At 72.1% G+C, this 23,513-nt stretch carries 17 protein-coding genes; 11 read left to right on the forward strand and 6 right to left on the reverse strand.

The features are described from left to right. Positions 1 to 69 precede the first annotated feature (69 nt). Together FCL41_RS00550 and FCL41_RS00555 are read left to right on the forward strand one after the other, a co-directional pair. On the forward strand, positions 70 to 846 hold the full coding sequence (locus FCL41_RS00550) for an ABC transporter ATP-binding protein (protein WP_137064469.1): 777 nt from the start codon (positions 70 to 72) through the stop codon (positions 844 to 846). After that, positions 846 to 3,275, forward strand: coding sequence for an ABC transporter permease (locus FCL41_RS00555; RefSeq protein ID WP_137064468.1), 2,430 nt, complete (start codon positions 846 to 848; stop codon positions 3,273 to 3,275). The genes FCL41_RS00550 and FCL41_RS00555 overlap by 1 nt, the downstream gene beginning before the upstream one ends. Here FCL41_RS00555 and FCL41_RS00560 read toward each other — a convergent pair. Then, entirely contained in the window at positions 3,244 to 5,286 is a 2,043-nt protein-coding gene (locus FCL41_RS00560; protein ID WP_212723040.1) for an MFS transporter, read from the reverse strand. The two genes, FCL41_RS00555 and FCL41_RS00560, sit on opposite strands and share 32 nt — an antisense overlap. Positions 5,287 to 5,340: 54 nt before the next feature. Then, a complete protein-coding gene (locus FCL41_RS00565) occupies positions 5,341 to 6,513 on the reverse strand; it encodes an aminotransferase class V-fold PLP-dependent enzyme (protein WP_137064467.1) in 1,173 nt (390 codons plus the stop codon). Between the two features lie 250 nt (positions 6,514 to 6,763). Between FCL41_RS00565 and FCL41_RS00570 the strand changes: the two genes are divergently transcribed. The 3 genes from FCL41_RS00570 to FCL41_RS00580 all read left to right on the forward strand — a co-directional run bounded on the left by FCL41_RS00570 (position 6,764) and on the right by FCL41_RS00580 (position 10,585). Continuing rightward, positions 6,764 to 7,783, forward strand: a complete 1,020-nt coding sequence (locus FCL41_RS00570) for a hypothetical protein (RefSeq protein ID WP_137064466.1) — start codon at positions 6,764 to 6,766, stop codon at positions 7,781 to 7,783. 182 nt (positions 7,784 to 7,965) lie between these two features. Continuing rightward, a complete protein-coding gene (locus FCL41_RS00575) occupies positions 7,966 to 9,756 on the forward strand; it encodes a DEAD/DEAH box helicase (protein ID WP_137064465.1) in 1,791 nt (596 codons plus the stop codon). A gap of 214 nt (positions 9,757 to 9,970) precedes the next feature. After that, on the forward strand, positions 9,971 to 10,585 hold the full coding sequence (locus FCL41_RS00580; RefSeq protein WP_137064464.1) for a hypothetical protein: 615 nt from the start codon (positions 9,971 to 9,973) through the stop codon (positions 10,583 to 10,585). Positions 10,586 to 10,760: 175 nt separating this feature from the next. Here the strand turns inward: FCL41_RS00580 and FCL41_RS00585 are convergent, their stop codons facing one another. Further along, positions 10,761 to 11,357 (reverse strand): YceI family protein, encoded by a 597-nt coding sequence (locus FCL41_RS00585; protein ID WP_137064463.1) that lies wholly within the window; start codon positions 11,355 to 11,357, stop codon positions 10,761 to 10,763. A gap of 229 nt (positions 11,358 to 11,586) precedes the next feature. Beyond that, on the reverse strand, positions 11,587 to 12,297 hold the full coding sequence (locus FCL41_RS00590) for a pirin family protein (protein ID WP_137064462.1): 711 nt from the start codon (positions 12,295 to 12,297) through the stop codon (positions 11,587 to 11,589). A 17-nt stretch (positions 12,298 to 12,314) separates the two neighbouring features. Here FCL41_RS00590 and FCL41_RS00595 point away from each other — a divergent pair, with 17 nt between their 5' ends. From FCL41_RS00595 to FCL41_RS00605, 3 genes are read left to right on the forward strand one after another with little or no spacing between them, the layout of a single operon-like run. After that, complete coding sequence (locus FCL41_RS00595) at positions 12,315 to 13,682, forward strand: glycoside hydrolase family 1 protein (RefSeq protein ID WP_239021709.1); 1,368 nt, start codon at positions 12,315 to 12,317, stop codon at positions 13,680 to 13,682. Positions 13,683 to 13,717: 35 nt separating this feature from the next. Next, positions 13,718 to 15,589, forward strand: coding sequence for a hypothetical protein (locus tag FCL41_RS00600; protein ID WP_137064461.1), 1,872 nt, complete (start codon positions 13,718 to 13,720; stop codon positions 15,587 to 15,589). Continuing rightward, on the forward strand, positions 15,586 to 17,310 hold the full coding sequence (locus tag FCL41_RS00605) for a glycosyltransferase family A protein (protein ID WP_137064460.1): 1,725 nt from the start codon (positions 15,586 to 15,588) through the stop codon (positions 17,308 to 17,310). Before FCL41_RS00600 ends, FCL41_RS00605 begins: the two co-directional genes overlap by 4 nt. 4 nt (positions 17,311 to 17,314) lie before the next feature. Here the strand turns inward: FCL41_RS00605 and FCL41_RS00610 are convergent, their stop codons facing one another. After that, on the reverse strand, positions 17,315 to 18,466 hold the full coding sequence (locus FCL41_RS00610) for a nucleotide sugar dehydrogenase (RefSeq protein ID WP_420846582.1): 1,152 nt from the start codon (positions 18,464 to 18,466) through the stop codon (positions 17,315 to 17,317). 115 nt (positions 18,467 to 18,581) lie between these two features. On the opposite strand from FCL41_RS00610, the gene FCL41_RS00615 reads away from it, so the two are divergent. Beyond that, positions 18,582 to 19,346 carry a GNAT family N-acetyltransferase gene (locus FCL41_RS00615; protein WP_170970143.1) on the forward strand — a complete coding sequence of 255 codons (765 nt, stop codon included), beginning with the start codon at positions 18,582 to 18,584 and terminating at the stop codon, positions 19,344 to 19,346. Between the two features lie 16 nt (positions 19,347 to 19,362). Beyond that, the gene (locus FCL41_RS16870; protein ID WP_170970109.1) at positions 19,363 to 19,536 is read left to right on the forward strand and encodes a hypothetical protein; all 174 of its coding nucleotides are present in this window, start codon (positions 19,363 to 19,365) and stop codon (positions 19,534 to 19,536) included. 54 nt (positions 19,537 to 19,590) lie between these two features. Here the strand turns inward: FCL41_RS16870 and FCL41_RS00620 are convergent, their stop codons facing one another. Then, positions 19,591 to 22,224 (reverse strand): FAD-dependent oxidoreductase, encoded by a 2,634-nt coding sequence (locus tag FCL41_RS00620; protein ID WP_138868042.1) that lies wholly within the window; start codon positions 22,222 to 22,224, stop codon positions 19,591 to 19,593. A 113-nt stretch (positions 22,225 to 22,337) separates the two neighbouring features. Between FCL41_RS00620 and FCL41_RS00625 the strand changes: the two genes are divergently transcribed. Next, complete coding sequence (locus FCL41_RS00625; protein ID WP_137064455.1) at positions 22,338 to 23,513, forward strand: CaiB/BaiF CoA transferase family protein; 1,176 nt, start codon at positions 22,338 to 22,340, stop codon at positions 23,511 to 23,513.

The following is a 23,513-nucleotide window of genomic DNA, read 5'->3' on the forward strand; positions in this document are numbered from 1 at the left end:
CGTGGGAGGACCCGCAGATCGGCCCGCGGTCCGACGCGGTGGGGCACCCGTGGCGACGAGGCTGGTGCCATGAGCACAACCACCACTTCTTCCCCTTCCCTGCCCGCCTCGGGCGACGGCGTCCGCCTCGCGGCGCGCGCCACCGGCCTGACCAAGACCTACGGCCGGGGCGACAACGTCGTGCACGCCCTGCGCGGCGTCGACCTGGAGGTCCCGCGCGGACGCTTCACCGCGATCATGGGCCCGTCCGGCTCCGGCAAGTCGACGCTGATGCACTGCCTGGCCGGCCTCGACGCCGTCACCTCCGGTGACGTCGAGGTCGCGGGTCGTCGGCTCACCGGCCTCGACGACACCGCGCTGACGCTCTTCCGCCGCGAGCACATCGGCTTCGTCTTCCAGGCGTTCAACCTGTTGCCGATGCTCACTGCCGGGCAGAACATCCTGCTCCCGCTCGAGCTGGCCGGCCGTGCCGTCGACCGTGAGCGCTACGAGGCGGTCGTGGAGCTCCTCGGCCTCGGCGAGCGGATCGGTCACCGACCCAGCGAGCTCTCCGGCGGTCAGCAGCAGCGTGTGGCGATCGCCCGCGCCCTGGTGGCCGACCCGGCGATCGTCTTCGCCGACGAGCCCACGGGCAACCTCGACTCCGACGCCAGCGCCGAGGTGCTCGGCCACCTGCGTCGCAGCGTCCACGAGGGCGGGATGACGGTCGTGATGGTCACCCACGACCTCGAGGCGGCGGCCTACGCCGACGACGTCGTCGTGCTCCACGACGGGGCGATCTCGGCCCACCTGGTCGAGCCGGACGTCGACCAGCTCACCGCCGCGCTGCGCCGACGGGTCGCCTGATGCGCACCGTCCTGCTCGCCTCGCTGAGGCACAACAGTCGTCGCTACGTCGCCAGCGCGCTCGCCGTGATCATCGGCGTCGCCTTCATCGTCACCACCGAGGGGCTCGCCGGGGCGCTGCGCAGCGGCATGACTGCCGACCTCGGTCAGCCCTACGCTGCCACCGACCACGTCGTCCAGGTCAGCTCCACCGCGGAGGTGGAGGCGCTGCTCGCGGCTGCGGAGAAGGGCGGGTTCGCGGCCCGGCCGGACGCCATGAGCTGGGGAGAGGCGACCTACGGCGAGAGCCGTCGTGAGGCGAGCCTCGGCGTCGCCCCCACCGACCCGCAGCTGCAGTGGCAGCCGCTCGTCGACGGCACCTTCCCGACCCGCGCCGGCGAGGCCCTGGTCGACGAACGGGTCGCCGCAGCCACGGGCGTCTCCGTGGGCGACGACGTGGTCGTCCGCAGCGGCGGCGCCCCTGTCACCGTCTCGGTCATCGGCGTCGCCGAGGCGGCGGTCGGGGTCGGCAGCGACCTCTACCTGACGTGGGAGGACCTGCGCGCCTTCGACCCGTACGTCCCTGTCGTGCTGTGGGACGGCCCGGTCGCGGTGGCCGAGCGTACGGTCGACGACCCGTTCGTCCGCTCCTCCCAGGAGTACGTCGCCGAGCTCCAGTCCGACGTCACCAAGGGCGTCGACGTGATCGCCCTCCTGGTCGCCTTCTTCGCCGCCATCGCCCTGGGGGTGGCCGTGCTGGTCATCGCCAACACCTTTGCGATCCTCTTCGCCCAGCGCGCCCGCGACTTCGCGCTGCTGCGCTGCGTCGGGGTCACCCGGGCCCAGCTGCGACGCTCGATCCGGGTCGAGGCGCTCACCCTCGGCGTCGTCTCCTCCGCGCTCGGCCTGGCCATCGGCGTCGGCCTCTCCTTCGCCATCGCGGCCCTGGTGGGCAGCCGCTGGGCCGAGTTCGGCGCCCCCGGCTTCCGCTGGTGGTGGGTCGTCGGCGCGGCCGTCTTCGGCGTGCTGGTGAGCGTGGTGGCGGCCTGGCTGCCGACCCGGGCCGCGACCCGCGTCGCGCCGCTGGCCGCCCTGCGCCCCGCGGAGATGTGGGACGCCCGCAGCAACGCGGGCCGCGTACGCCTCGGCTCGGGGGCGCTGCTCATCGTCATCGGCAGCGTGCTCCTGGCCCGTGCCGTGCAGCTCAGCGAGGAGAGCGTCCAGCTCGTCCGGATGGTCGCCGGAGGCGGCGCCTTCTTCGTCGGCGTCCTGCTCCTCGGTCCGGTGGTCGTGCCGGCCCTGGTCCGCCTCGCGGGCTGGCTCACCGCCCGCGGCTCCGGCGCCCTGGTCGCCGGGCTGGCTGCCTCCAACGCGGCGCGCAACCCGCGGCGTACGGCCACGACCACCGCCTCGTTGATGGTGGGCGTGACACTGACCGTCGCCATGGTGACCGGTCTGGGGGTCATCTCGGAGGCGATGGATGTCGAGAACGACCTCGCCTACCCGATCGACGCGATCGCCGTGGTCGAGGGCGCCGCTCCCCTGGACGAGGCGGGCGTCGAGGCGGTGCGCGACCTCGACGAGGTCGACGCCGTGCTCGAGCTGCCCGGCGTCATGGGCTCGGTGGCCGGCATCGAGGTGCCGGTGGTCGGCCTCGGCACCGACCGGTCGGTGATGCGGAGCACCGAGCGTGACCCGCACGCCACCAACGAGGCAGTCGTCCCGTGGTCGGTGGCCCTGGAGCTGCCCGACGCCGAGAACGACCGGCTGAACTCCGAGGGAGTCGTCGACGTCCGCGTCGGCGGACGCACCCACCGGGTGAGCGCCACGGTGAGCAGCCAGTACGGCGACGCGATCCTGGTCAAGGAGTCGACGCTGCGCGACTGGGGCGTCGACGAGGACGCCGAGACCCGCGCCCTGTGGGTCCGCGCCACCGAGGGTGCCGACGCCGGCGACCTGGAGACGGGACTGGCCCGGGCCACGTCGGCCGTGCCGACCGCGATCGGTGTCGAGTACTCCGACCGGCAGTGGGTGGAGAAGCAGCTGGTCGTCATCACCGCAGCCGTGATCGGCCTGCTCTCGATCGGGATCGTCATCGCACTGATCGGCATCGTCAACACGCTGGGACTGTCGGTGCTGGAGCGCACCCGCGAGAACGCGCTGCTCCGGGCGATGGGTCTGACCCGGCGCCAGCTGCGGCGGGTGCTCGCCGTCGAGGGAGCGCTGCTCGCCGGGGTGGCGTCGTTGCTCGGGAGCGCGGTGGGGCTCTTCTTCGCCTGGGTGGGCGTGAAGGTGGTCGTGGCCGGGATGATCGACCACACCTTCTCGGTGGCGGTGCTGCCGGTCGTGGGGGTGCTCGTCGCGGCGCTCGCCTTCGGTGCGCTGGCCAGCGTGCTGCCGGCCCGCAAGGCGGCGCGGATCAGCCCTGCGGAGGGCCTGACCGCTCAGTGACCGGTGGCGGGGTGACCGGCTGAGCCGCCGCCTCGACCAGGACCGGGCCGGCCTCGCGCTCCAGCGCGAGGTCGGCCACCACCGACTCCGCCATGACCTGCACCTTCTCCGCGTGGGCGGCTCCGGTCTCCGGCAGTGCCGCGGCCACCAGGTAGAGGCCGGAGGGGGGCAGCGGGAAGGCGTAGCGCCCGTCCTCGTCGGTGGTGGTGTGGCCGGTGTGCTCACCCGAGCCGAGGAACATCGTCACCGTCGCGCCGGCCACCGGGTCACCGTCGCAGGTGACGACGCCGCCGACGGTCAACCGGTCGTCGAGCGGCACCCGCAGCGTGGCGCAGTCGGCCGTGAGGTCGGTGACCGCCACGCGGGGCGCCCACCCTCGGGCGGTGGCCACCAGCAGGTAGCGACCGTCGCGCGGGAAGGCCAGGGAGAAGTGGCCGTCGAAGTCGGGACGGGCCCAGTCGACCTGCTGGCCGTCGGGGCGCGTGAGCACGACCGTGCCGAGCACCTGCTCGGACTGTGCGGACCCGAGCACGACCTGGCCGCGTACGACCTTCTCGGCGCCGCTGCCGGGCTGCGGCACGGCGCCGCTGCGGGTGGGGATGAAGGCGGCCACCACGGCGCCCACCGCGGCGAAGACGCCACAGACCATGAAGCCGACGGTGAAGGCGGTCGAGGTCGGTGCCGTCACGGTGGTGCCGTCGACGGTCGTGGCGGTGGCCAGCGAGGCGAAGATGGCGGCCGTGCCGGCGCTCGCGGCGGCCATGCCGACCGCGCGCATGAGCGAGTTGATGCCGTTGGCGGAGGCCGTCTCGGTGATCGGCACCGCCGACATGATCAGGGCGGGCATCGCCGCGAACGCGATGGCGGCACCCAGGCCGCAGAGCGTGGAGACCACGACGATCGCGGTCAGGGACCCGTCCGCCGCCGGGCGCAGGAAGTAGGAGAGCGCCACCACGACGGCGCCCAGGATCAGGGTGCGCCGCCCGCCGACGCGGTTCAGCATGCATCCCGAGACCGGGGCGAAGGCGACCATCGCCAGGCCCGACGGTGCCATCAGCAGACCCGCGGTCATCACCGAGACGCCGAATCCGTGGCCGCTCGAGAGGGGCGCCTCGACCATCGGGATGGTGAGCAGGCCGTTGGCCATCATGCCGACGGTGACCAGCACCGACGCCACGTTGGTGAGCAGGACCGGACGGCTGGCCGCGGTGCGCAGGTCGACCATCGGTTCGCTGCGGCGCAGCTGCATCGGCACCCAGGCCGCGAAGGTCAGGGCGCTCAGCGCGAGCAGTCCCAGCGTGGTGCCCGAGAGCCAGCCCCAGACCGAGCCCTTGGAGATCACGAGCATCAGGGCGGTCAGTGCGGCCGAGAGCACCACGGCGCCGACCAGGTCGAAGCTGCCGGGGCTGCGCACCGGCGACTCGGGCACGACCAGGAAGATCCCGACCAGGATCGTGGCGGTGACGCCCGCCGAGACCCAGAAGATCGACGCCCACCCGCTCTGCTCGTAGAGGAAGCCCGACAACGGCAGGCCGAGCGCGCCGCCGATGCCGAGGGTGGCGCTCATCAGCGCGATGCCGAAGCCGACCCGCTCCGGTGGCAGCTCGTCGCGCAGCACCGAGATGCCGATCGGGATGACGGCGGCCGCCAGGCCCTGCAGGGCGCGACCCACCATCGCCGCGACCAGGCTCGTGGTGAGCGCCAGGAGCAAGGAGCCGACCACCATGATCGAGAGCGCCAGCACGATCATCCGGCGCTTGCCGTGCATGTCGGCGAGCTTGGTCACGATGGGAGTGGCCACCGCGCCGGTGAGCAGGGTGATGGTCAGCAGCCAGGAGGCCGTGTCGGCGGTGGTGCCGAAGATGAGCGGGAGGTCGGGGACCAGCGGCACCACGAGCGTCTGCTGGAGCGAGACCGCCATGCCGGCCGCGGCCAGCACGGCGATGACCAGGCCGCCTGAGGCGCGCTGCGGAGCAGTCGTGGGGGCGGTCGGGGGGATGGTCTGGCTCACTTCAGGGTTTGTACCAGACCTGACCGACCGTGGCCGAACGGTCGATGCGTCACCTCAGCGGGTGAGGGCGCGGTCCAACCCGGTGAGCAGCTGGTCGACCTCGCTCCACTCCATCGCCCAGGGCGAGAGCCGCAGGACGTCGCCGCGCAGGATCACGTGGAAGTGCTCCTGCCGCAGGCCGTCCACGATCGCCGGCAGCTCCTCGGGCCCGGGCCGCAGCGCGATGATCGGGCTGACCGGGTCGACGACCGTCGCCACGGGGTGCAGGTCGTGGCTGTCGAGCAACGACACGATCTCGGCACGGACGCCCAGGGCCGCGCGCTGCACCCGCTCGACACCCACCGCGCTCATCGCCCGGGCCGCGGCGCCCGTGCTGACCGCGCCGAGCAGTGGAGGCGTCCCGGCCTCCAGCAGGCCGACGTCGGAGCGCAGCGGCACCGACGGGTCGAACCAGACCGCGGCCTGGGCGGCGGCCGCGATGTCGATGCTGCTGGCGCCGTACGCGGGGGGCGTGAGGCTGCTGACGAGATCGGGGGTGAAGGTGGCGACCGCGACCCCGACCGGGCCGAGCAGCCACTTGTGGGCGCAGGCGTACGCCGCGTCGGCCAGCGCCACGGCCGGGGTGACGTCGGCGATGCCGAGGTGCTGGCTGAGGTCGACGAGCAGGAGCGCCCCGACCGCGTCGCAGGCCTCACGCAGGGCGTACAGGTCGGTGGCCGAACCGTCGAAGCTCTGGATCGACGAGACGGTGAGGACCTTGGTGCGTTCGTCGACCTGCTCCAGCAGCAGCCTCGTGTCCCACGGCTCGTCGAGGGGAGGCTGCACCCGCACCAGCTCGGCCCCCGTCTCCAGGGCGCGGACGTGCCAGGCGCGGATGGTCGAGCCGTGCTCCACGTCCCAGGTGAGCACCTGGTCGCCCGGCTCGAGCGTGATCGAGCGCGACAGGGTCGTGACGATGCTGGAGACGCTCGGCTGGAAGGAGAGCAGCGAGGGGATGGTGCCCATCAGCTCGGCGACCTGGGCGCGGGCCTCCGCATACATCTCGAGCAGCCGGTCGCGGCCGGAGTAGCCGCCGGCGTGGTGCGCCGCGAGCAGCTGGGTCATGGTCTCGTACGCCGCGGTGCCCAGCGGCCCGGCGCCCGCCACGTTGAGCTGGCGGGGGAGGTTGGTCGCGCCGATCAGGGCGCGGACGGTGCGCAGGTCGTTCGCGGGGGTGGAGAGCGTCACGGAGTTCCTCGAGGGGGCGGGGACGTGCCTGCGCGGGAACGCTAGTCACACGGTCGGCCGCGCGGCATCCCCGCTTTCGGTGACGTCGTGACGGTGCTCCCGTCCGGCCGGGGCGGAGGGGCCTCGCCTTCTCCGACGAGGCCCCCTAAGGTGACGAGGGCCGCAGTCAGGACGGGTGCTGCTGCGGACACGGGGGACGGCTCGGTCCCTCCCGCACGGTCGAACGGCGGGAGTGACGGAGGGGGGAGCGATGGACCACACCACCAGCGGCGCGCCTGCGCCCGACGGGCCTGCGCCCGACGCGCCGACAGCCGCGTGGCGGGCACGTGTCCCGGCTCGCCGTCAGGCCACCCCCGTCGCCGACGAGGGCCCGGACTTCGCCCGCGAGTTCCGCCTCGCCCTGGCTGAGCGCCGCTCCTCGCTGCGTGGCCTCTCGCTCTCGTTGCAGCACCGTGACGTCCACGTCAGTACGCCGGCGCTGGCGGCCTGGCGCGCGGGCAGGTCCGCGCCGGCCGGCCCCGAGGGCCTGCGCGCCGCACGGGCGCTGGAGGACGTGCTGGAGCTGCCCCGGGGCCAGCTGTCGCGGTGGGTCGACCCGAGCGGTGACGCCCGGCGTACGCCCGCGCCCCGCCCCGGGGTGACCGCCCGGACGCGGGGGACCAGCTCGTCAGCCCGGGGCGGCCAGACCCTGCTCACCGCCTCCGAGCAGCGAGCCCGCACGGCCCTGGGCTTCCAGCGCAGCTCGCTGCTCACCGAGCGCACCGTCGAGGTCGAGGTCGAGATCGACGGGCTCGGCCGCCAGCGCCACGTCACCCAGCGCACCGAGTGGGTGGCCAGGGAGGACGGCGTCGACGCCTTCCCCTCCGTGCTGGTCGTGCCCACGCCGGTGCGGGGCCGCAGCCGGGTGGAGCCGGTGAGCGGTTGTCGCCTCGGCCCGTCGTACGTCGACCTCGCCGAGGGCGTCTTCGCCACGGCCCTGGTGCTCGCCGCGCCGTTGCGGGTCGGCGAGACCGTCACGACCGTCCACCGCACCCACCTGCCGGAGGACGCCGCTCCTGACGGCGTCCACGAGCACCGCGTGCTGCACCCGGTCGAACGGGTCGCGGTCCGGGTGCGGTTCGACCCTGCCTGCGCGCCGTCGACGTGGCAGGGGCACAGCCGCACCGACGAGCAGGAGCGCGCTGGCGAGGTCGTACCGGTCGACGGGGTGGCCCAGGTCGCGCGTGACGACTTCGGCCCCGGTGCCGTGGGGCTGCGCTGGTCCTGGTGACGCCCGCGGAGCAGCCCGGCACTCTGTCGCTTCGCTGTCCACAACCCTGTGCAAACCCTGTGCAAAGCCCGGTGGAGACACCGTGCGAATCCGCCTGTGACGCCCCTCGGGAGACGGTCGTGATGGATGTCGCGTAGGCGAGAAATGTTGTGGTGGGAGCGTGGACGACTACCGTTGGCCCCATGAGTGACTCTGCGCCGGACCCTGCCCTCGACGACAAGGGAGGCGAGAAGGGCCTCACCTTCTCCGAGCTTGACCTGGACCCGAAGGTCCTGAAGGCCATCACGGAGGTGGGTTACGAGACCCCGTCGCCGATCCAGGCTGCGACGATTCCGTCGCTGCTCGCGGGACGTGACGTCGTCGGCCTCGCCCAGACCGGTACGGGCAAGACGGCGGCCTTCGCGCTGCCGATCCTGTCCAACCTCGACCTGTCGCAGAAGACCCCGCAGGCCCTCGTGCTCGCGCCCACCCGTGAGCTCGCGCTCCAGGTTGCCGAGGCGTTCGAGCGCTACTCCTCCAAGATGCCGGGCGTCCGCGTGCTCCCCGTCTACGGCGGGCAGGGCTACGGCGTCCAGCTCTCCGCGCTGCGTCGCGGCGTGCACGTCGTCGTCGGTACTCCCGGCCGCATCATGGACCACCTGGAGAAGGGCACGCTCGACCTGACCGAGCTCAAGTTCCTGGTGCTCGACGAGGCCGACGAGATGCTGAAGATGGGCTTCGCCGAGGACGTCGAGACGATCCTCGCCGACACCCCGGACAGCAAGCAGGTCGCGCTCTTCTCGGCCACGATGCCGAGCCAGATCCGCCGCATCTCGAAGAAGCACCTCAACGACCCGGTCGAGGTGACGGTCAAGAACAAGACCACGACCTCGGCCAACATCACCCAGCGCTACCTGATGGTGTCGTACCCGCAGAAGGTCGACGCCCTGACGCGCATCCTCGAGACTGAGAACTTCGAGGGCATGATCGTCTTCGTCCGCACGAAGCAGGTCACCGAGGCGCTCGCCGAGAAGCTGCGCGCGCGGGGCTTCTCCGCTGCCGCGATCAACGGTGACGTCGCCCAGAACCAGCGCGAGCGCACGATCAACCAGCTGCGCGACGCCAAGCTCGACATCCTCGTCGCCACCGACGTCGCCGCCCGAGGCCTCGACGTCGAGCGCATCAGCCACGTCGTCAACTTCGACATCCCGACCGACACCGAGTCCTACGTCCACCGCATCGGCCGCACCGGCCGCGCTGGCCGCAAGGGCGACTCGATCGCCTTCGTCACCCCGCGCGAGCGCCACCTGCTCCGCGCGATCGAGAAGGCCACCCGCCAGCCGCTCACCCAGATGCAGCTGCCGAGCGTCGACGACGTCAACAAGAAGCGCCTCTCGGCCTTCGACGACGCGATCACGGCCGCCCTGAGCGACGCCGAGAAGATCGAGTTCTTCCGCGACGTCGTCAAGCACTACGTCAACGAGTACGACGTGCCCGAGGTCGACGTGGCTGCCGCCATCGCCGCGGTGATGCACGGTGAGAACCCGCTGACGCTGCAGCCCGAGCAGGAGCTGCTGCACACGCCGCGCAACGACCGGGACGACCGCGGTCGCGACGACCGTGGCCGTGGCCGCAATGACCGCCCCGACCGCGAGCGCCGTGCGCCCCGCCGTGCCGGTGCGGACTCCCACCTCGCCACCTACCGGATCTCGGTGGGCAAGCGTCACAAGGTCGAGCCCCGCCAGATCGTCGGCGCGCTCGCCAACGAGGGCGGCCTGGGCCGTGACGACTTCGGCAAGATCGACATCCGGATGGACCACTCGCTGGTCGACCTCCCGGCCGACCTTCCCCCGGGCGCCTGGGACAAGCTGAAGGAGACCCGCATCTCCGGCAAGCTCATCGAGCTGGCCAAGGACAACGGTCCGCGTCGCTCCGCCTCCTCGAGCAAGTCCTACACCGACAAGCCGTTCAAGAAGGCGCGTCACAAGGACTGATCCCTGAGATGAGTGCCGGCGCTCGGGTGCCGGGACTCCGCCCTGTGGTTCTCTGGGCCCGGTCGCCGTCGCGGCGGCTGGGGAGGGGAACCACATGCGTAGGACGACGGGTCGAATCGTGAGGGCGGTCGCAGTCGCGACCGTGGGGGCGGGCTTGCTGGGCGCATGCGGCGAGGCCGCGCCGTCCGCCCGTACGTCCGGTGAACCCGCTTGCGTGAGTCCGGGGGCCCGGGAGTTCGTCCACGAACCGACCGTTGTGGCGCTGGAGTCCGACGGCCACGACGGTGCCCCGGGCGTGCTGGCGGAGCGGGTCGACCTCGACCTCCTGACCGACCACGCTCGCTCCGGCCCCTCACGTGAGGAGGGGGAGCAGTTCGCGCTGCTCTTCGCCCAGGCCGTGATCGACTCCCGCGAGGACGTCGATGAGCAGCGGCTGGTCGACGACCTGACGGCCGACGAGATGCCGGAGAAGGCGTGCCAGCACGTGCTGAGCCGGCTCCCGTGGATGCGTGAGCTCGGCTGGGGGCAGTACGTCGTCCCCGGCACGACCGCTTGGATCCGCAGCCGGGCCGATGGCGACGCCGCTGCGCCGAGCCGCGTGGAGGCACAGCTCGTCATGACCGCCGACTTTGAGAACGACCCCGAGCTCTTCTCGGTGGAGGGCGAGCCCATGGTCGTGTCGGTCCGGGTGGACGTGGTGCGTGCCGGCGACGTGTGGTTGGTGGCCGACTGGGGCGGCCCGGACGCCGCAGGGCTCGACCCCGGGGAACGGCCGACGAAGAAGTGGTACGGCGTCGGCTGGCGTTCCTGGGAGCCGGTCGTCGGCTGAGCGTCGACGACCTCGCCGGACGACGTGAACCCGGCCGCGTCGCGCGGGCCGGGTTCTGTCGTGTCGTGTCCGTCCTCCGCGAACCGTCGAGGTGACGAGGCCGGCACTGGCGTGTGGCCCCGTCACCTCGACGGCTGCGAGGGAGACAGGTGGGCGCTGGCGCGCCCGGTGAACGTCAGGCGTTCTTGATCGCCGAGATGTCGAAGTCGAGCTTGATCTTCTCGGAGACGAGGACGCCGCCGGTCTCGAGCGCGGCGTTCCAGGTGAGGCCCCAGTCCTTGCGGTTGATCGAGGTGGAGCCCTCGAAGCCGATGCGGGTGTTGCCGAACGGGTCCTGCGCGGAACCGGTCTCCTCGAAGGGGATGGTCACGGACTTGGTGACGCCCTTGATGGTGAGGTCACCAGTGATCTCCCAGTCGCTGCCCTCGCGCTTCACGTCGGTGGAGGTGAAGGTGATGGTCGGGTAGGTCTCGGAGTCGAAGAAGTCGGCCGAGCGGAGGTGACCGTCGCGGTCCTCGCTGCTGGTGTCGATGCTGGCCGTCTGGATGGTGATGGTGACCGAGGAGTTGGCCGGGGTGGTGGTGTCGACCACGGCGGTGCCCTCGTAGGCGCCGAACTGGCCGCGGACCGTGGTGACCATCGCGTGGCGGGCCGAGAAGCCGAGGTGCGAGTGCGACGCGTCGATCGTGTAGGTGCCGGAGAGGTCGTCGACCACGTGGGTCGGGGCGTCGAAGGTGGACTCGTCGGACTTGCTGCGCTTGAAGAAGTTCATGAAGTGCTCCTGGTCGTGGTGGGCGTACCTTTGTTCAAAGTTCAACTAGGTAACAACGCGACAGGCGCCGGAGATTCCCGAGGCATCTGTGAGGTGGGTCACATCCCCGCATGGAGGGCCCGCAAACGTGGTGCGGACATGAAGCAGGCCCTTGCTGCATGGGGTCAACAAGGGCCTGCGACGCAGACACGTGGAATGCGCCAACCCGCACGGCGGGTCACCGATCCGCTTACCCGCGGGGTCGGGGCCTAAACGTCCAGAGCAGGATTTCCGTGGTCTGGGTCACGTCCAGCGCCATCTCCACGTCATCGGCGTCGGTGATCCGCACGGCGTCGCCGGCCTCGAGCTCGACGTCGCCCTCAGGCGTACGCAGGACTGCCGCGCCCGAGGCGACGAAGAGGTGGTGCATGCCGCAGACCGGCACGTCGTGGTTGCCGGGTGTCAAAGTGCCCGCCCACAGCGTCGCGCCGCTGGTGCCGATCGGCACCTGGGCACCCTCGCCCGCCACCGGGACCAGGCGGTCCTGGCGCATGCCCGAGGCGACGAAGTGGGCCGGGGGGCCGTCGAACTCGTCGGGCACGAGCCAGGTCTGCACGAACCGGGTCGGTTCGGGCGAGGTGTCGGCCAGCTCCGAGTGGCGGATGCCGCTGCCGGCGGACTGCACCTGCACGGTACCGGCGGGCAGCTGCGAACGGTGGCCCAGTGAGTCGGTGTGCACGAGCTGGCCGTGCACGACCCAGGTCACGAGCTCGACGTCGGAGTGTGCGTGCTCGTCGAAGCCGGCGCCCCAGGAGAGTCGGTGGTCGTCGTGGGCACGCATCGGTCCGAACGCCAGATTGTCCGGGTCGTAGTGGTCCCCGAACGAGAACGAATGAAGGGTCACCCGTTCCGCTGAGGACGTCGTGTTCCTTTCGGAACCCCGGTACACGCTCATGTGCATGGGGCTATGGTCGCCGCGTGACGGAGGCAGGATCAACCCGGGGTGGCGGTGACTTCCCCCTGTTCCCGGCGGGCTTCCGTCTGGGCACGGGGCTGTCGGCCTACCCCTCCGAAGGATCTGCCGCCGCGGACGGGCGTGGCCCGAGCATCTGGGACACGTTCGTACGGGTCCCCGGAGCCACCGCAGACGGGTCCACCGGTGACGTCGCCGCCGACGCCTACCGCCGGATCGAGGGCGACGTCGAGCTGCTGCGTACGTTGGGCGTGCGCGCGCACCGCTTCTCGCTGTCGTGGTCGCGAGTCCTCCCGCAGGGCCGCGGCGAGGTCAACGTCGCCGGGCTCGACCACTACGACCGCCTCGTCGACCTCCTCCTGGACGCCGGCATCGAGCCGATGGTGACGCTGCACCACTTCGATCTCCCCCAGGCGCTCTCCGACGACGGCGGGTGGCTCAACCGGGCCACCGCCGACGCCTTCGGGGAGTACGCGGGCGTGGTCGCCGATCGGCTCGCCGACCGGGTCGCCCACTGGGTGCCGATCAACGACCCCAACGTGGCCACGGTGCTCGGCTACGGGCTCGGTGCGCACGCCCCCGGCCTGAGCCTCGGCCTCGACTGCATCTTCGCCGCCCACCACATGCTGCTGGCCCACGGGCTGGGGGCGACGGCCCTGCGCCGGGCGGGCGCCCGCAGCGTCGGGTGCGCGACCAACCACGCACCGATCTGGCCGGCCAGCGACGAGCCCGAGGACACCGGCGCCTCGAAGCTCTTCGACATGCTCTGGAACGCCTGCTTCACCGAGCCGATGCTGCTGGGGCGCTACCCGGTCGGGATCGACCAGGTGCTCGGCGACGTGCTGCGTGACGGCGACCTCTCCACCATCCGCCAGCCCCTCGACTTCTACGGCGTCAACTTCTACAACCCGATCCGGATCGGCATCGCGCCCGAGGACCGCGAGATGCCCTTCCAGGCCCGCGAGGTCGTCGGTTACCCCCAGACCGACGTGGGTTGGCCGATCGTGCCCGACTCCCTGCGAGAGTGGCTGATCACCTTCCGGGCCCGCTACCGCGCCGCGCTGCCGCCCCTGGTGGTGACCGAGTCGGGCATGGCCGACAACACGGGTCCCGACGAGCACGGCGTCGTCGACGACCAGCGTCGGATCGACTACCTCGCCTCCTACCTGCAGGCGCTCTCCCAGGCGGTCAACCGTGGGGTCGACGTGAAGGCCTACTACCACCAGTCGTTCCTCGACCAGTTCAACTGGGCCGACGGCTTCTCGCAGCGCTACGGGCTGGTCCACGTCGACCGCGAGACCCTTGAGCGCACCCCGAAGCGCTCGTTCGAGTGGTACTCGGGGGCGATCGCCTCGCAGCCCGACGACCGCTGACGCCCTGGGGCGGTGGGGACGGATATCGTTCCCCCATGGCTTGGACTCTGCGCCCCGGCGGTCGCGACCGGCAGCAAGGGACGCCCGGCTCCACCGCTGCCGCAGCGCCCGCCGCTGCTGCGCCGCGCCGCCCGGTCATCGACCTCTTCCGCGGGCTCTCCGGCACCACCCTGGTGCTCGTCACCGACCCCGACGTCCTGCCGTTGCTGCCCAAGGACACCGCGGCGCTCGACGCGCGGGTCGTCCACCTGTGGGAGCACGACCTTCCTGACGAGTGGGAGGCCGACGTCGTCCCGGAGTGGGAGTCGGTCCTGCTGGTGACGATGGACCGTTCCACGCTGCGGCGCGCCGCCGCCGAGCTGCCGGACACCGGTCCGGTCACCGAGGTCGGGGTCTGGCTGGTCGGTGCCCGCGACGTCGCCGTCGTGGTGCCCCGCCCGGAGTGGACGCCCGTACGCCGCCTCGAGGTCCAGCAGCTCGAGCGCCCCGGTCGCGGTGTCTCGATGGTCCTCGGCTTCGTCCGCACGGTCCGCTCGCGCCGGGTGCTGCAGGAGGTCGCGGTGCAGGCGGTGCAGAGCTCGCGCCGTGAACGCTCGGGCCTGGTGACCGCGTACGCCGGTCGTCGCCCCGCACCGGGCCTGGACCTCCGTGCGCCGGTGCTCACCGACCTGACCGACGCCGTCGACCCGGAGCGCGTCGTGCCGCCGGACGTGATCGTCGCCGACCCTGCCCTGATTGAGTCGAGGGCCGACGCCGCGCTCGCCGAGCACCACGTCCTGGGTCGCGCGCCCGTCGTGGTCACCGACCCGGGGCTGGACCCGGTGGACGAGCTCGTCTTCACGCCGCGCGGCTGGCGCCGCGAGCCGGCCCACCCGGTGGTCGACCTCTCCGAGCTGGCCGGACCCGGCGGGGTCACCGAGCAGACGGTGAAGCGCGCGCGGGGCCACCGCGGCGTACGCCTCGACCTCGCCACCACGCCCACCGCCGACCTGCTCAAGCTCACCATGGCCGGCATCCCGACCCTGGTCACCGGCAGCGACCCGCGGCTCGCACCGGAGCTCTCCGAGCTCCTGGCCACCGTTCCCGACCTCGACGACTCGCTGGTGCGCGACGCCTGGTCGGTGAAGCTGCGCCGCGCCACCTTCGACCACCACTCGACGCTGGCGTGGCGCGACGGGCTCGCCCGACGGGCGGGCGCCACCCGGCTGCTCACCGGTCCGGTCGGCCTGCCCGGCCTCAGCGTCCTGCTCGCCACCAAGCGCGCGCACGAGCTCGAGGGAGCCGTCGCCCGGGTGGCGGCCCAGGTCGGCGCCGAGATCGAGCTCGTCGTCGCGACCCACGGCTTCACCGCCGACAAGGCCCGCCTCACCGAGATCCTCGGGCGGGAGCCGGTGCTGCTCTCCTGCGGCGACGACGTGCTCTTCGGCGACGTGCTGACGCGGGCCGCGCAGGCGGCCTCCTTCGACGTCGTCATGAAGATGGACGACGACGACTGGTACTCCACGCACGCCGTGCACGACCTGCTGATGGCACGGCGCTTCTCGGGGGCCGACGTGGTCGGCTTCCCGGCCGAGTTCGTGCACCTGGCCGAGTTCGACGAGACCATCCGGCGCAACCACGCCTCGGAGTGCTGGACGACCTTCGTGGCGGGCGGCAGCCTCACGCTCTCGCGCGACCTGCTGCGAGAGGTGGGGTGGTTCCGCCCCGTACGCCGCTGGGTCGACGGACAGCTGCTGTCGATGGTCATCGCCTCGGGCGGCACGGTCTACCGCACGCACGGTCTCGACTACGTGCTGATGCGCAACACCCACGGACACACCTGGGACGGCGACCCCGACGGCTTCCGCGCCGAGGGCACCGTCGACCGCACGTGGCAGGGCTTCCGCCCGCCGGAGGAGGGCCTGTGACGGGCGCAGCCGACCGACCGATCACTCCGGGCAACGACTGGCGTCCGGTCGTCCCGCCCGCGCTGGGTGAGTGGACCCCGACCCGGTCGCTCTGCGTGGTCATGCCGGCGCACAACCCCAAGCACCTGGCCACGGTGCTGGCCTCCCTGGCCGCGCAGACCTATCCCGCCGAGCTCACCGAGGTCGTCGTCGTCGACGACGGGAGCGAGCCTGCGGTCGTGCTCCCCGACGTACGCCCCGAGCGCACCCGCGTCGTGCGGGTCACCGAGGGCTGGGGCCGCGCCAACGCGCTGGCGTGCGGTGCCGCGGCCAGCGACTCGGAGATCCTGATGTGGCTCGACGACGACATGCTCGTCCTGCGCCACCACCTCGAGGCCCACGCCCGCTGGCACCACCTGGTCGAGCACTTCGTCGTGCTCGGCGACAAGCGTTTCGTGGAGCCGGCCGAGGTCGGCATCCACCCGTGGGGCACGGCGCCGCAGAGGGCCGCCTCGCTCACCCCGGAGCAGGTGCGGGCAGCGGTCGCCAACAACGCCGCCGCTGACCTGTGGGACTGGGAGACTTCTGACCCGCACACCTGGGTCGAGGACATCTGGGCGGTCACCGACGACCTCGCCACCGCCGGCACGGGCGCGTTCGTCTCGTTGGTCGGGGCGACCGTCTCGATGACCCGCGCGCTCCACGACGCCGCCGGTGGCCCGGTGCGCGACCTGCGGCTGGGCGAGGACACGGTCTTCGGCCACCAGGTCGCCGAGGCCGGCGCGGTGCTGCTGCCCGACCACGAGGCCCGCTCGTGGCACCTGGGCCTCTCCCACGCGATGCGGCACGCCGAGCAGGTCAAGGCGCACAACCAGCCTCTGTTCGCCCACCTCGTCCCGAGCCTTCGCCCACGTCGCGTGCAGCACGGCCGCGCGTGGGCGGTGCCGTTCGTCGAGGTGGTGGTCCCCGCCGAGGGGTCGCACCTGCCGGTGCAGGCGTGCGTCGACTCGCTGCTCGACCAGGACATGGACGACCACGTCGTGGTGCTGGTCGGCGAGTGGTCACAGCTCGACGAGGGTCGCGTACGCCCGCTCGCCGACGAGCACTTCGAGCTGCGCTGGCTCCAGCGGATGTATCGCGACGAGCCGCGCGTGCAGCTCCTCGAGCCCGATGACCCGCGGGTCACCGGCTTCAGCCGCTCCCCCCTGCGGCTGCGCCTCTCGGGCACTGACCTGGCGCCCGCCCGGGCGACGCTGCGCCTGCTGGTCACCGACCTGGACCGCACGCAGCACGGCCTGAGGGTGCTCACCGACGACGACGGCGAGGTGGTGGCACGGCTCGAGCGGACCGCCGCCTTCGCCCGGACGCAGTGGTACGACGGCGTGTCCAGTGACGCCGAGCGCGACGCGATGGTCACCGCCTCGCACGGGAGCTCCACGCGCCCGGCCTCCGACGCCGGCTTCGTGCCGTCGGAGAGGCGGCTGCGCCCGCGCTTCGGGGTGTGGCGCGACCCCGCGATGGACGCCGACGCGTCGTGGCGCAAGCTGCAGCGCCAGATGGCGCGCAACGCTCCGGTGCTGACGCCGGAGGATGTCGAGGAGACCACCGCGCCTGCCGCCGACGACGCGCCGATCGTCGACGCGCCCGTCGACGCGCCACCGGCCCGACGGTCCGAGCCGGTGGAGGAGCCCGCGGTCGGGCGTGGCCGGTGGGGCCGCGTGGTCAGGCGCCTGCGCGACTGAGCCGTCAGTCGTTGCCGAAGAGGTCGCGCGTGTAGACCCGGTCGGCGACGTCCGTGAGGTCGTCGGTGAGCCGGTTGGCGACGATCAGGTCGGCGCTGGCCTTGAACTCGGCGAGGTCACGCACGACCCGGGATCCGTAGAAGGTGTCGTCGGTCAGCTCGGGCTCGTAGACGACGACCTCGACGCCGGTGGCCTTGACCCGCTTCATGATCCCCTGCACCGAGGAGGAACGGAAGTTGTCCGATCCGGCCTTCATGATCAGCCGGTGGATGCCGACCACCCGGGGGGAGCGGGCCAGGATCTCGGATGCGATGAAGTCCTTGCGGGTGCGGTTGGCCGCGACGATGGCGGAGATCAGGGTCTGCGGGACCTCGGAGTAGTTGGCGAGCAGCTGCTTGGTGTCCTTGGGCAGGCAGTAGCCGCCGTAGCCGAAGCTCGGGTTGTTGTAGTGGCTGCCGATGCGGGGGTCCAGGCCGACCCCGTCGATGATCGCGCGGGTGTCGAGGCCGTGGGTGACGGCGAAGGAGTCGAGCTCGTTGAAGTAGGCCACCCGCATGGCCAGGTAGGTGTTGGCGAAGAGCTTGATCGCCTCGGCCTCGGTGGGGTCGGTCAGCAGGACCGGGACGTCGTCGACCTCCGCGCCGGCGAGCAGCAGGTCGGCGAACCGCTGGGCCCGCTCGGACCGCTCGCCGACGATGATCCGCGAGGGACGCAGGTTGTCGAGCAGCGCCTTGCCCTCGCGCAGGAACTCGGGGGAGAAGACCAGGTTGTCGGTGCCGAGCCGGGCCCGGGTCTCGGCGACGTAGCCGACCGGGATGGTCGACTTGATCACCATGACCGCGTCGGGGTTCACCGCCATGACCTGGGCAATCACCGCCTCGACGCTGGAGGTGTTGAAGTAGTTGGTGGCCGGGTCGTAGTCGGTGGGGGTGGCGATCACGACGTAGTCGGCCTCGGCGTAGGCCGCCGCGCCGTCGAGGGTGAAGTCCAGGCGCAGGTCGCGGGTGGCAAGGAAGTCGGAGATCTCGACGTCGTGGATCGGTGAGCGTCCCGCGCGCAGGGTCTCGACCTTGGCGGGGTCGACCTCGACGCCGGTGACCCGGCAGTGCTGGGAGAGCAGCACGGCGATGGAGAGGCCGACGTACCCCAGGCCCACCACCACGATGCGGGGGGTGTCCTCGACGGGCTGCGGCGTGGTCGCGCTCGGCTCTTCGGTCACGTGCGGGAGTCTAGGGCGAGCAGGCAGGCACGAAGAGACGAGGATGGTGGGCATGAGCACGCAAGGCACGCCGGACGGCCGCGAGATCGCCCAGATCGTCACCCTGGCCGAGCGGCCCGATCTCATGGACGTCTTCTGGGACATGGAGAGCCCGTGGCCCGAGTTCATGAAGCACGACCCGATCGGCAACATGTACTACGACAGCCTCGAGCGGTTCACGGAGCACGTGCTGGTCTGCCTCGACGAGGACGGCACGATGGTCGCCAAGGCGCACTCGGTGCCGTTTCCCCTGGCCGGCGGCACGCTGCCGGACGACGGCTGGGACGGAGTGATCCGCCGGGCGATGCAGGCCGAGGCCACCGGCGAGCCGGCCACCCACGTCTCCGCGATCGAGATCTCCGTCCGGCCCGACCTGCAGGGCCGCGGGCTGTCGGGGCGCATCCTGCACGCGCTGCGCGACAACGCCGCCCGGCTCGGGTTCCGCGAGCTGCTGGCGCCGGTCCGCCCCAACGGCAAGGAGGACCCCGACGAGCCGATGGCACGGTACGCCTTCCGCACCCGCGACGACGGGCTGCCGGTCGACCCGTGGCTCCGGGTGCACGTGCGGGCCGGTGCTCGGATCGACCGCGTCGCACCGCGATCGATGGTCATCCCCGGGACGCTCGAGGAGTGGCGGGGGTGGACCGGTCTGCCGTTCGACCGCACCGGAACGGTCGCGGTGCCCGGAGCGCTGGCCCCCGTGCTCTGCGACGCCGAGCACGGAACCGCGGTCTACGTCGAGCCGAACGTCTGGGTGCGGCACCGGACCGGCGCATGAGATCCCCGGTCGGTGCATGGAACTGCCCCTGGGGTGGTACGAACCAGAGATGAAGAAGATCATGAGGAACATCGCCCTCGCCGGAGCCGCCAAGAAGGTCTACGACGAGGCGCGCAAGCCCCACAACCAGGCCAAGATCAAGTCAGTCATCGATCAGGTGAAGAACCGCCGGAACCAGAAGCGCCGCTGAGCGCCACCGGGCAGGGCGTCACAGCGCGGTCGGGTGTCACAGCGCAGCCGGGCATCACAGCGCGGCGGCGACCTCGGTGCCCTGCCTGATCGCCCGCTTGGCGTCGAGCTCGGCGGCCACGTCGGCCCCACCGACGAGGTGCAGCCAGCCCTCGGTCGTACGCGAGCCCTGCAGCTCCTCGTACAGGCCGCGCACCGACTCCTGTCCGGCACAGACCACCACGTGGTCGACCTCGACCACGCGCTGCTCGCCCGCCACGGTGAGGTGGAGGCCGGCGTCGTCGATCCGGTCGTACGTCGCCCCCGAGACCTGGGTGACGCCCGACTGCTTCAGCACGGCGCGGTGCGCCCAGCCCGAGGTCTTGCCCAGGCCGATGCCGATCGGGGTCTCCTTGCGCTGGACGAGGGTGACCTCGCGGGCCACCGCGCGCGGCTTGCGCTCGGTGAGTCCACCGCGGTGCAGCGCCGGGTCGCCGACGCCCCATTGCGCCTTCCAGCCGTCGAGGTCGGTCTCGACGTGGGTGAGGAAGTGGGAGACGTCGACGCCGATGCCACCGGCGCCGATGACGGCCACGCGCTTCCCGACGGTGACCGAGCCGTTGAGCACGTCGGCGTACGAGACCACGCTGGGGTGGTCGATGTCCTCGATCGCGGGCAGCCGCGGGGTCACGCCGGTGGCGACGACGACGTGGTCGAACTCCGCCAGGTCAGCAGGGGTCGCGCGGGTGCCCAGACGCACCTCGACGCCGAGGACCTCCATGCGGCGCGTGTAGTAGCGCAGGGTGTCGGCGAAGTCCTCCTTGCCGGGCACCTGCATGGCCAGGCGGAACTGGCCGCCGAGCTCGTGACCGGCCTCGAAGAGGGTGACGTGGTGGCCGCGCTCGGCCGCGCTGACCGCGGTGGCGAGCCCCGCCGGACCGGCTCCCACGACGGCGACGCGCGCAGCCGTCCGCACGGGGCCGAGCACCAGCTCGGTCTCGTGGCAGGCGCGCGGGTTGACCAGGCAGGAGGCCGTCCTGTTGACGAAGATGTGGTCGAGGCAGGCCTGGTTGCAGGCGATGCAGGTGTTGATCTCGTCGGCGCGACCCTCGGCGGTCTTCTTGGCGAACTCGGGGTCGGCGAGCAGCGGCCGGGCCATCGAGACCAGGTCGGCCTCGCCTCCTGCCAGGATCTCCTCGGCCAGGTCGGGGGTGTTGATCCGGTTGGAGGCGCAGACCGGCACCGACACCTCGGCCTTGAGGCGGGCGGTGACGTCGCGCCAGGCGCCGCGCGGCACCTGCGTGATGATCGTGGGGATGCGCGCCTCGTGCCAGCCGATCCCGGTGTTGAAGACCGTCACGCCGGCCTCCTCGAGCTGGTGGGCCAGCGCGACCGTCTCGTCCCAGGTCTGACCTTCCTCGACGAGGTCGAGCAGCGAGATGCGGTACATGATCGGGAAGTCGCCCACGAGCTCGCGGGCGCGGCGTACGACCTCGACGGGGAAGCGCATCCGCTTCTCGGCGGTGCCGCCCCAGGCGTCGGTGCGGTCGTTGGTGCGCGCCGCGAGGAACTGGTTGATCAGGTAGCCCTCCGAGCCCATGATCTCCACGGCGTCGTAGCCGGCCCGCTGGGCCAGGGCGACGGACTTCGCGAACGCCGTCGCGGTGCGGTCGACACCCTTGCTCGACAGCGCCGACGGCGTGAACGGGGTGATCGGGGACTTGCGCGTCGAGGCGCCGACCTGGAGCGGGTGGTAGCCGTAACGACCGGCGTGCAGGACCTGCAGCGCGATCGCGCCGCCCTCGGCGTGCACGGCGTCGGTGATCCGGCGGTGGCGGCGGGCCTGGACGCGGTTGGTCATCTCGGAGCCGAACGGCTTGAGCCAGCCGCGCTTGGTGGGGGCGTAGCCGCCGGTGACGATCAGTCCGGTGCCGCCGCGCGCCCGCTCCGCGAGGTAGGCCGTGAAGCGGTCGATGTGCCAGGGAGCATCCTCCAGCCCGGTGTGCATGGAGCCCATGACGATGCGGTTGCGCAGCGTGAGCGGACCCAGCGTGATCGGGCTGAGGAGGAGGTCGTGGGTCATCGGGGGTCTCCCCTGGTGGTGGGTGCCTGGGTGGCTGTCGGTGGGGGTGTCGGCCTGCGGGTCGGATGCCGCCGGGTCGGCGTCGTGGGCGGCGAGGTAGTCGCCGATCCAGCCGATCCAGAACTCCTCGAGCCGGATGCCGCCGCGCAGCACGAGGTACTGGTCGCGCACCGGGTCGGGAAGCGCGCCGCCGGTGGCTCGCTCGGCCTCGGCGAGGTCGTACTCCTCGGCGAGCTGGAGGTAGTGCTGCAGGCGGGTGTGGTGGTCGGCCAGGTTGGCGCGCAGGGCGGCGACCACCTCGTCGCGGTCGCCGTAGGAGGCGCCGCGCATCTTGACCGCGAGGTCGCTGCGCAGGGGCTCCATCGGCGTGGGGCTCGCCAGCCAGGCGGAGAGCGTGCGTCGGCCGGCCTCGGTGACGCGGTAGACCTTCTTGTCCGGGCGGCCGCTCTGCGCGACGACCTCCACGTCGAGGTCGCCGTCGTCGACCATGCGGGCCAGTACGCGGTAGATCTGCTGGTGGGTGGCGTGCCAGAAGAACCCGAAGGAGCGCTCGAAGCGCCGGGTCAGCTCCAGGCCGGATCCGGGCTTCTCGCTCAGGGCGACGAGGAGTGCATGTTCGAGGGCCACGCGCCGAGGATGGCACGGCTATGCAACAAGTTGCAAGAGTCCTGGCGCAATTCGTGACACCAGAATTGTCACGGTCCTTCCGTTGCCCCGCCGCCGCTGTCAGGATGACCGGCATGACGCAGACCCATGACGGCAGTGAGACCTCGTACGCCCTCGGTCGCGGCACCGGTCCGCTGCGCGGCGTCAAGGTCGTCGAGATCGCCGGCATCGGCCCCGGACCCCACGCGTGCATGATCCTGGCCGACCTCGGCGCCGACGTGATCCGCATCGAGCGAGCCGGCGGCGGCACCTTCAACTTCGGCGCGGCCGACCTCCTCACCCGTGGCCGGCCCAGCGTCGCGCTCGACCTGAAGAACCCGGCCGCCGTCGAGACCGTGCTGCGCCTCGTCGAGGAGGCCGACGTGCTCGTCGAGGGCATGCGTCCCGGCGTCACCGAGCGTCTCGGCCTCGGCCCCGACGACTGCCTGGCCCGTAACCCGCGCCTGGTCTACGGCCGGATGACCGGCTGGGGGCAGGACGGCCCGTGGGCCCGGGCGGCGGGCCACGACATGAACTACATCGCCCTGGCCGGCGCCCTCCACGGACTCGGCCAGGACCCGGCGCGCCCGCACTTCCCGGCCAACCTCGTCGGCGACTTCGGCGGTGGTTCGACCTACCTGGTCATCGGCGTGCTCGCGGCGCTGCTGGAGGCCCGCCTCTCCGGTGAGGGCCAGGTCGTCGACGCCGCGATCGTCGACGGCACGGCCCACCTGCAGACCATGACCGTGGCCTTCGCCGCGATGGGGATGGCCGGTGGTCGCGGCAGCGGCATGCTCGACGGTGGCCTGCCCTGGTACGACGTCTACGAGACCTCGGACGGGGGCCACGTGACCCTCGGCGCGCTCGAGCCGCAGTTCTGGGACGAGTTCGTGCGCCTCGTCGGGATCGACCTGCCCGACCGCAACGACGGCCGCCACATCCCGGCCATCCGCACTGCGCTCACGGCGCGGTTCGCGGAGCGTACGCGGGACGAGTGGGCGGCGGTCTTCGACGGCACGGACGCCTGCGTCGCGCCCGTGCTGACTGTCGCCGAGGCGGCCGCGCACCCCCACGTCGCCGCGCGAGGGACGTACGTCGAGCACGGCGGCGTGCTCCAGCCCGCGCCTGCGCCGCGCTTCTCGCGGACCGAGGCGACGCTGACCTCGACGCCCGCCGAGCTCGGGGCCGACACCCGCGCCGCGCTCAGGGCGTGGGGGATCGAGGACGTCGACGCGCTCATCGAGGGGGGCGCCGCGGTCCAACGGGACTGA

The sequence above is a fragment of the Nocardioides jishulii genome (assembly GCF_006007965.1).
Lineage (GTDB): Bacteria > Actinomycetota > Actinomycetes > Propionibacteriales > Nocardioidaceae > Nocardioides > Nocardioides jishulii.

Coding starts and splice junctions, on each gene's coding strand:
- FCL41_RS00555 (WP_137064468.1), top strand. CDS start 846: ATGCGCACCGTCCTGCTCGCCTCGCTGAGGCACAACAGTCGTCGCTAC.
- FCL41_RS00600 (WP_137064461.1), top strand. CDS start 13,718: ATGGCTTGGACTCTGCGCCCCGGCGGTCGCGACCGGCAGCAAGGGACG.
- FCL41_RS00550 (WP_137064469.1), top strand. CDS start 70: ATGAGCACAACCACCACTTCTTCCCCTTCCCTGCCCGCCTCGGGCGAC.
- FCL41_RS00590 (WP_137064462.1), bottom strand. CDS start 12,297: ATGCACATGAGCGTGTACCGGGGTTCCGAAAGGAACACGACGTCCTCA.
- FCL41_RS00575 (WP_137064465.1), top strand. CDS start 7,966: ATGAGTGACTCTGCGCCGGACCCTGCCCTCGACGACAAGGGAGGCGAG.
- FCL41_RS00585 (WP_137064463.1), bottom strand. CDS start 11,357: ATGAACTTCTTCAAGCGCAGCAAGTCCGACGAGTCCACCTTCGACGCC.
- FCL41_RS00570 (WP_137064466.1), top strand. CDS start 6,764: ATGGACCACACCACCAGCGGCGCGCCTGCGCCCGACGGGCCTGCGCCC.
- FCL41_RS00615 (WP_170970143.1), top strand. CDS start 18,582: ATGAGCACGCAAGGCACGCCGGACGGCCGCGAGATCGCCCAGATCGTC.
- FCL41_RS16870 (WP_170970109.1), top strand. CDS start 19,363: ATGGAACTGCCCCTGGGGTGGTACGAACCAGAGATGAAGAAGATCATG.
- FCL41_RS00625 (WP_137064455.1), top strand. CDS start 22,338: ATGACGCAGACCCATGACGGCAGTGAGACCTCGTACGCCCTCGGTCGC.